We start from the raw sequence: 7,916 nt of genomic DNA, 5'->3' as shown, positions 1-7,916 counted from the left end.
ATCGCTCAACCGATAAGGCCGGCTACCACCGCACTCCGGGCATCGTTTCATAACCAAATCCTCTCAGATTTGGTCCGGGTTGCTTAGGAATTACCCAACAAAAAAACCATCCAGTGATGGATGGGCTAAGTCGTTGAAATCAATGGTGGCCGGGGACGGAATCGAACCGCCGACACGGGGATTTTCAATCCCCTGCTCTACCAACTGAGCTACCCGGCCAGGGTGCTGCGGAGCCGCGCATTAAATCGGATGCACGGCGCTTCGTCAAGCTTCGTCGGGGTCGACGTAGCCTGCCGGACGCTCGGTCTGGCCGCCGCCGAACAGGAACTTCTCCATCTCGCCGGCGAGGAACTGGCGCGCCTTGGGGTCGAGCGGGTTGAGCCGGTACTCGTTGATCAGCATCGTCTGGTGCGCCAGCCACTGCTGCCAGGCGGGCTTGGAAATCTCCGCGTAGATGCGCTGGCCGAGCGGGCCGGGCCAGGGCGCGAAGTCGAGGCCCTCGGCGTCGATGCCGAGCTTGGCGCAGTGGACGGTACGGCTCATGCCTGTTTCCTTGACGGGGTTCTGCGGGATCGCGCGGTGGCCGGGGCCAGCGGCAGGCCCTGCTGCCGTGGCCCGTCGAGGGCGAGCAGCAGGCTGCGCACCGGCGCCGGCAGGCCGAGCGCGGCGAGGTCGGCCGCGTCGCACCAGCGCAGGTCGGGATTATCGGCGATGCCGCGCCGGGCCGTCGCCCGGTCGAACAGCAGCGGCTCGACCTGCAGGCGGTAGTGGCTGAACACGTGCACGAACGGCGCGAGCGGCTGCGCGTCGTCGAGCCGCGCATGGCGCTGCGCGACGCGCCAGGCTTCCTCGTGGTCGGCGGCTTCCGGCAGGCTCCACAGCCCGGACCAGACGCCCTGCGGGCCGCGGCGTTCCAGCAGCACGCGGCCGGCGTCGTCGCGCAGCACCAGCATCACCGTGCCGCGCGTGGGCTGCGCCTTGGTAGGTCTGGCGGTCGGCAGGACGGCGGTGAGCCCGTCGCGGCGGGCCACGCAGTCGCCGGCCAGCGGGCAGTCCCCGCACAGCGGGCGCGAGCGCACGCACACGGTGGCGCCCAGGTCCATGATCGCCTGCGTGTAGTCGGCCACGCGCGTCGCCGGCGTGTGCGCGTCGGCGCGGCGCCACAGCTCCTTCTCCACCGCGCCCTGGCCGGGGTGGCCGTGGATGCCGTGGTAGCGCGCCAGCACGCGCTTGACGTTGCCGTCCAGGATCGGGAAGCGCAGCCCGTGCGCCTGCGCCAGGATCGCGCCGGCGGTGGAGCGGCCGATGCCGGGCAGCGCGGCGAGCGCGTCGAAGTCGCGCGGCAGCTCGCCGCCATGATGTTCCACGCACAGCTGCGCGGCGCGGTGCAGGAAGCGCGCGCGGCGGTAGTAGCCCAGGCCCGACCACAGCGCGAGCACGGTATCCTCGTCGGCCTCGGCGAGCGCGCGCAGGGTGGGCAGCGCGGCGACGAAGCGCTCGAAGTAGCCGAGCACCGTGGCCACCTGGGTCTGCTGCAGCATGATCTCCGACAGCCACACGCGGTAGGCGTCGCGCTTGCCGGGCGCGCTGGCCTGCTGCCAGGGCAGGTCGTGGCGGCCGTGGCGGTCGTACCAGGCCAGCAGGCGGTCGGCGAAGCCGGCGCTCATGGGTGCGGCGCGGACGGGGCCGGCGGCGCGGCGCTGGCGGCGGGCGCGGGCGCGTCGTCCGTCCGCAGCGAGAAGCCTTCGACGGTGACCGGGCCGACGTCGAGCCGGTCCGCCTCGACGTGGCCCTGCAGCGGCGGCACGCCGAGGGGCGGCGCGTCGGCGCGGTTGAGCCGCGACCACCAGTCGGCCAGCGCCAGCGGCGGCAGGCGCAGGTCGACGTGGCTGTCCGCGCCGTCCAGCTTCAGCGCCAGCAGCAGCGGATCGTGCTGGTCGGCCGGGGTCAGCGCGAGCGTCACGTCGTACGGCGCCTTGCCCTGCCGCAGCAGGCGGCCCCGCAGGCTGGCGCCGGCGTCCGCGGCGCCGTGCCAGTGCGCCTGGCCGGCCAGCTGCAGGGTCAGCGCGTCGCCACGGCTCAGGTGCACGCCGAGGCCGTCGAGCTGCAGGGCGTCGCCGTGGATGCGCGGCACCGCGGTGAGCTCGGCGCGCAGCGGCACGCCGGCCGCGTCGCGGGCGGACAGGCTGAGCGGGAAGGGCCGGCCGGAACGCAGGCTGCCGGTGTCCAGCTGCAGCTCGTCCAGCAGCACCTCGTTGCCCTCGACCAGGCTGCCGTGGCTGATGCGCACGCCGGCGTCGATGCGCGGCACGGCGGTGGCGCGCGCGGGCGCCGGCGGCAGCGCGCCCAGCCACGCGCGCAGGGCGTCCAGGTCCACGCGCGGCGAATCGATCTCCAGCCGGGTGATCGCGACGGGGCCGCCGAACAGGGTGCGCCAGGGCAGCGCCAGGCGGCCGCGCGCGGCGAGCAGGATCGGGGCGCTGGCGCCGTCGGCGGCCAGGGTCAGCCCTTCCAGCTCCAGGCCGGGGCGGGGCAGCAGGCCGGGGCGGGCGGGACTGGCGAGGCTCAGCTCCAGCCCGGCCCCGCGCGCCTGCGCCTGCAGCATCGCGGTGAAGCGCTCCGGCTGCAGCAGCACGTACAGCGTGACCAGCACGGCCAGCACGGCCGCCAGCGCCGCGCCGGCCAGCACCAGCAGCGACAGGCGCAGGCGACGCGACATCACCATCGCCGTGGCCCGCGCGGGTCAGTCATGGCCGCCCAGGCCGGCCGGCAGCAGGCCGTCGACGTAGGCCTCGGCGTCGAACGCGCGCAGGTCGGTGGCCTGCTCGCCCAGGCCGACGAAGCGGATCGGCAGGCCGAACTCGCGCGCCAGCGCGAACACCACGCCGCCCTTGGCGGTGCCGTCGAGCTTGGTGACGACCAGGCCGGTGACGCCGACGATCTGGCGGAACTGGCGCACCTGGCTCACCGCGTTCTGCCCGGTGGTGCCGTCGATCACCATCAGCACCTCGTGCGGCGCCTCGGGATCGAGCTTCTTCAGCACGCGGGCGATCTTGGACAGCTCGTCCATCAGCCCGCCCTGGGTGTGCAGGCGGCCGGCGGTGTCGGCGACCAGCACGTCGGCGCCGCGCGAGCGCGCGGCCTGCAGCGCGTCGAAGATCACGCTGGCGGCGTCGGCGTCCTGCCCCTGCGCGATCACCGGCACCTGGTTGCGCGCGCCCCAGGTCTTGAGCTGCTCCACCGCGGCGGCGCGGAAGGTGTCGCCGGCGGCGAGGATCACCTGCCGGCCCTCGTCGCGCCAGCGGCGCGCCAGCTTGCCGATGGTGGTGGTCTTGCCCACGCCGTTGATGCCCACGGTGAGCACCACGAACGGCCTGTGCCCGCTGATGTCCAGCGGCCGCTGCACCGGCCCGAGCTGCGCGACCAGCTCCTGCCGCAGCGCGGCCAGCAGCGCGCCGGCGTCGGCGAACTCGCGCTTGTGCATGCGTTTGCGCAGGCCCTCGACCAGCGCGGTGCTGGCCTCCACGCCCACGTCGGCGGTGATCAGGGTGGTCTCCAGCTCGTCCAGCAGCTCGTCGTCGAGCTTCGGGTGGCGCACGAACAGCGCGGACAGGCCGCGCGCGAAGGCGCTGCCGGACAGCCGCTCGCGCCAGCCGCGCCGCGCGGGCTCGGCGGGCGGGGGCGCCCGGAAGCGCTCGTGCTCCGCCGCGGTGTCGGCGGGGGCCGGGGTCTCCGCCAGCGCCTCGCCCAGCGGCTCGCGCTCCAGCCCGGCGGCGTCGAGGTCGTGCACCACCTCGGTCGCGGGCTGTCCGGCGGCGGGGGCGGGAGGCGCCGTCTCGGCAGGCTTCTTCTTCCAGAACTTGAGCATCGCGCGGGGGATTCAAAGACAATGGCGCGCATGCTACCACCCCCTCCCGAACCGCCAGCTGAGGACGCCCGCGCATGAAGGGCGCGCCGGGGCGCATCCGCATCATCGGCGGCACGCTGCGCAACTCGCGGCTGGACGTGCCCGACCTGCCGGGCCTGCGGCCCACGCCCGAGCGCGTGCGCGAGACGCTGTTCAACTGGCTGGCGCCGACCCTCGCGGGCAGCCGCGCGCTGGACCTGTGCGCGGGCACGGGGGCGCTGGGCATCGAGGCGCTCTCGCGCGGCGCGGCCGAGGTGCAGTTCGTCGAGCCGGACGCGCTCGCGGCGCAGGCGCTGCGCGCCAACCTGGCGCGGCTGAAGGTGCCGGCGCAGGTCGCGGGCATGGACGCCGGTCGCTTCCTGGACGGCGCGCCGCGGCCGTTCGGGCTGGTCTTCCTCGACCCGCCGTTCGCGCTGGAGCTGTGGGAGCCGCTGGCCGCGCGGCTGGAGCGGGGCGGCTGGCTGGCGCCGCAGGCGCGGATCTACGTGGAGTCGCCGCGCGAGCGCGTGCCCGCGCTGCCGGCGAACTGGCTGTTGCACCGCGAGGGCCGCGCCGGCGAGGTGCGCTACGCGCTCTATCGCCGCTCCCCGGGGCTTCCGTTAAGCTAGGCCGATCCTCTCCGAGCTGCGCCCGCCCCGTGAGCCATCCGCCGATCAACAAGCGCCTCGCCGTCTACCCGGGCACGTTCGATCCGATCACCAACGGCCACACCGACCTGGTCAGCCGTGCCGCGCCGCTGTTCGACCGCATCATCGTCGCGGTGGCCGAGAGCCCGAACAAGGGCAAGGGGCCCGGCTTCAGCCTGAGCGAGCGCATCGCGCTGGCGCGGCTGGCGCTGGCGGACCTGCCCAACGTGGAGGTGCGCGGCTTCGACAGCCTGCTCGCCACCTTCGTGGCCGAGACCGGCGCCGGCGTGATCATCCGCGGCCTGCGCGCGGTGTCGGACTTCGAGTACGAGTTCCAGCTGGCCAGCATGAACCGGCACCTGATCCCGCAGGCCGAGACGCTGTTCCTCACGCCGGCCGAGCAGTACAGCTTCATTTCATCCACCCTGGTGCGCGAGGTCGGCCGCCTCGGCGGCGACATTTCCGGTTTCGTGCATCCGGCGGTACAACAGGCCATGCGCCAGCGCTGGCGCAACAACCAGACTGAAAGGTGACCACCATGCGTAAGTTCATCCTTGCCGCCACGCTCGCGCTCTCCGGCGCGCTGCTGCTGACCGCCTGCCACAAGCAGGACAACGGCGACCAGCAGGCCGCCGCGCAGACCCAGAAGGCGACCAAGCCGACCGACCCGAACGACAGCAAGGCCTGGGGCGCCTACCTCGGCCAGACCGTGCAGCAGAACATGCAGGGCATGACCGCCGACCGGCCATACGCCTACCTGGTGCCGGCGGGCGACGACGACGAGGCCAAGGCGCAGTACGACCGCCAGCTGCAGCAGGTGCAGGACATCGTGGCGCGCACCGTGACCCCGGGCAACCTGCTCGCCTTCGGCGGCCCGAACTCGGCCAAGACCGCCGACTTCGTCACCGCCGCGTTCAAGGACGCCAAGCCCGGCTCGTTCAAGGACGTGATCGTGGTGGTGATCGGCGACGCCGCCGACAAGGACCGCGTGGCCGCGGTGCTGCAGCCGACCGGCGCGCAGGTCCGCTACGTCGCCTGGTAAGACCCTGTTCGCGTTCTATCGTCGGTCCGGCTATTGCCTCTCACCGTCCTCTGCGTCATTCCTGCGAAAGCAGGAGGCGTTTTTCAACAGCCGGAGGGCTGGTCATCCAGTGACGTTCCCTCGAAAAGTCAACGACGCTGGACCCCAGCTTTCGCTGGGATGACGTTCCAGGGGGATACTTGGAGATCGTGAACAGGCTCTAAGACCCGCGCGGCCGGCGCGCGCGGCCGCGGCGCGGGCCGGCGGCCCTCCCCGGGCCGCCGGGCCCAGCGTGTACTATCGCCCCCATGTCCCTGAAGATCCTCGACACCTGCGTCAATTGCGACGTCTGCGAACCGGCTTGCCCGAACAAGGCCATCTCGCTGGGCGAGGAGTACTACGTGATCGACCCGGCGCTGTGCACCGAGTGCGTCGGCCACTTCGACGAGCCGCAGTGCGTGGCGGTCTGCCCGGTGGAGTGCATCGTGCCCGACCCGGCGCACGCCGAGAGCCGCACGCAGCTCGAGCTGAAATACCGCCAGCTGATGGCGAAGGAGTCGTCCGCATGAACCCTTTCCGGCGCCTGCGCTGGCGCGCACTGCTGTTGGGCCTGCTGCTGGTCGCCCCCGCCGCGTGGGCGGACGGCGCGCCGCGGGGGAGCGCCGCCGCGGCCGTTGCGTCGCCCGCGCAGAAGCCGGGCCACGACGCGGTGGCCAGCGCCAACTTCGTCGCCACCAACGCCGGCCTGGAAGTGCTCGCCAAGGGCGGCAACGCCTTCGACGCCGCGGTCGCGGTGGCCTCCACGCTGTCGGTGGTGGAACCGGAAAGCTCCGGCATCGGCGGCGGCTTCATGGCGGTGCTGCGCCGCGCCGGCGACGGCCGCGAGGTGTTCATCGACGCGCGCGAGACCGCGCCGGCGGCGGTGGACCCGAAGGACTACCTCAAGCCCGACGGCACGCCCGACCGCGACAGCGCGCTCAACGGCCCGCTCTCGGCCGGCATCCCCGGCGAGCCGGCCGGCCTGGCCTGGCTGGCCGGGCACTACGGCAGGCTGCCGCTGAAGGCCTCGCTGGCGCCGGCGATCCGCACTGCCCGCGACGGCTTCCAGCCCGACGTGCGCCTGCGCGACGCGGTCGCCGAGCGCGAGAAGGACCTGCGGCGCTGGCCCGCCTCGGTGGCCAAGTACCTGCCGGGCGGCAGGCCGCCGGCCGAGGGCGCGGCGTGGCGCGATCCCGGCCAGGCGCGCACGCTCGAGCTGCTGGCCGAGCACGGCCGCGACGGCTTCTACCGCGGCGAGGTCGCGCGCGAGCTGGTGGACGCGGTGCGCGCCGCCGGCGGCCGCTGGACGCTGGACGACCTGGCGCGCTACCAGGTGAAGGAGCGCCAGCCGATCGCGGTGGACTACCGCGGCTACCGCATCGTCACCGCGCCGCCGCCGTCCTCCGGCGGCGTGGCGATCGCCGAGATCCTCAACATCCTGTCCGGCTTCGACCTCGCCCGGATGGACGCGGCGCACCGCGCGCACTACGTCATCGAGGCGATGCGCCGCGCGTTCCGCGACCACAACGACTACCTGGGCGACCCGGACTTCGTGAAGATGCCGCTGGACATGCTGCTGTCGCCGTACTACGCCGCCGGCCTGCGCCAGAGCATCCTGCCGGACAAGGCCACGCCGTCGTCCATGCTGCCGTCCGCCGCGGCGCGCGACCCGGGCATGCACACCACGCATTTCTCGATCGTCGACCGGGACGGCAACATGATCGCGGTGACCGCGACGGTGAACTACACGCTGGGCTCCACCTTCGTCGCCGGCGACACCGGCGTGCTGCTCAACGACGAGATGGACGACTTCGCGCTGGTGCCGGACGCGCCCAACGTCTACGGCCTGCTCGGCAACGCCGCCAACGCGCCGGCGCCGGGCAAGCGCATGCTGTCCTCGATGTCGCCCAGCCTGGTGCTGGGCAAGGACCGCAGCGCGGTGATCGGCTCGCCCGGCGGCTCCACCATCATCACCCAGGTGCTGGAGGGCATCCTCGCCTTCGTCGACGGCGAGAGCGCCGCGCAGATCGCCGCGCACAAGCGCTTCCACCACCAGTTCCTGCCCGACCGGGTGGACGTGGAGGAGGGCACCTTCGACGCCGCCACCGGCGACGCGCTGAAGCGCATGGGCTACCAGTTGCATCCGCGCGAGTCCTGGGGCTACATGAACGTGGTCACCTGGGACCACCGCAGCAACACGCTCGAGGCGGCCAGCGACCCGCGCCGGCCGTCGGGGCTGGGCAAGGTGCAGTGAGGCGATGGCATTCCGAGCGATTCCCGGCAACGGATGGAAGGCCGGCGGCGCCCCGGCCGTGAGCGGCGC

General features: G+C 73.2%; 9 protein-coding genes and 1 tRNA gene. 5 read left to right on the top strand and 5 right to left on the bottom strand.

The window, feature by feature from the left end; translation table 11 throughout:
* Window positions 1–143 precede the first annotated feature (143 nt).
* The 5 genes from C7456_RS14895 to ftsY all read right to left on the bottom strand — a co-directional run bounded on the left by C7456_RS14895 (window position 144) and on the right by ftsY (window position 3,868).
* Window positions 144–219: transfer RNA gene (locus C7456_RS14895), tRNA-Phe, on the bottom strand.
* Between the two features lie 45 nt (window positions 220–264).
* The gene (locus tag C7456_RS14890; RefSeq protein WP_109724595.1) at window positions 265–543 is read right to left on the bottom strand and encodes an oxidative damage protection protein; all 279 of its coding nucleotides are present in this window, start codon (window positions 541–543) and stop codon (window positions 265–267) included.
* A complete protein-coding gene (gene mutY, locus C7456_RS14885) occupies window positions 540–1,667 on the bottom strand; it encodes an A/G-specific adenine glycosylase (RefSeq protein WP_109724594.1) in 1,128 nt (375 codons plus the stop codon). Before mutY ends, C7456_RS14890 begins: the two co-directional genes overlap by 4 nt.
* Window positions 1,664–2,719, bottom strand: coding sequence for an AsmA family protein (locus C7456_RS14880; RefSeq protein WP_109724601.1), 1,056 nt, complete (start codon window positions 2,717–2,719; stop codon window positions 1,664–1,666). Before C7456_RS14880 ends, mutY begins: the two co-directional genes overlap by 4 nt.
* 24 nt (window positions 2,720–2,743) lie before the next feature.
* On the bottom strand, window positions 2,744–3,868 hold the full coding sequence (ftsY, locus tag C7456_RS14875; RefSeq protein WP_109724593.1) for a signal recognition particle-docking protein FtsY: 1,125 nt from the start codon (window positions 3,866–3,868) through the stop codon (window positions 2,744–2,746).
* Between the two features lie 74 nt (window positions 3,869–3,942).
* Here ftsY and rsmD point away from each other — a divergent pair, with 74 nt between their 5' ends.
* From rsmD to ggt, 5 genes are all read left to right on the top strand, one after another.
* Window positions 3,943–4,515: a 16S rRNA (guanine(966)-N(2))-methyltransferase RsmD gene (rsmD, locus tag C7456_RS14870; protein ID WP_109724592.1), complete on the top strand. Its 573-nt coding sequence runs from the start codon at window positions 3,943–3,945 to the stop codon at window positions 4,513–4,515.
* 29 nt (window positions 4,516–4,544) lie between these two features.
* Window positions 4,545–5,066 (top strand): pantetheine-phosphate adenylyltransferase, encoded by a 522-nt coding sequence (gene coaD / locus C7456_RS14865; protein WP_109724591.1) that lies wholly within the window; start codon window positions 4,545–4,547, stop codon window positions 5,064–5,066.
* A gap of 5 nt (window positions 5,067–5,071) precedes the next feature.
* Window positions 5,072–5,575: a hypothetical protein gene (locus C7456_RS14860; RefSeq protein ID WP_109724600.1), complete on the top strand. Its 504-nt coding sequence runs from the start codon at window positions 5,072–5,074 to the stop codon at window positions 5,573–5,575.
* 287 nt (window positions 5,576–5,862) lie between these two features.
* A complete protein-coding gene (locus C7456_RS14855) occupies window positions 5,863–6,123 on the top strand; it encodes a YfhL family 4Fe-4S dicluster ferredoxin (RefSeq protein WP_109724590.1) in 261 nt (86 codons plus the stop codon).
* Window positions 6,120–7,847: a gamma-glutamyltransferase gene (gene ggt / locus C7456_RS14850; RefSeq protein ID WP_109724589.1), complete on the top strand. Its 1,728-nt coding sequence runs from the start codon at window positions 6,120–6,122 to the stop codon at window positions 7,845–7,847. Before C7456_RS14855 ends, ggt begins: the two co-directional genes overlap by 4 nt.
* Window positions 7,848–7,916 lie beyond the last annotated feature (69 nt).

This window comes from Fulvimonas soli, assembly GCF_003148905.1.
GTDB lineage: Bacteria > Pseudomonadota > Gammaproteobacteria > Xanthomonadales > Rhodanobacteraceae > Fulvimonas > Fulvimonas soli.
Note: the sequence above shows the minus strand (reverse complement) of the source record. Positions and strands in the feature narration are given on the sequence as shown.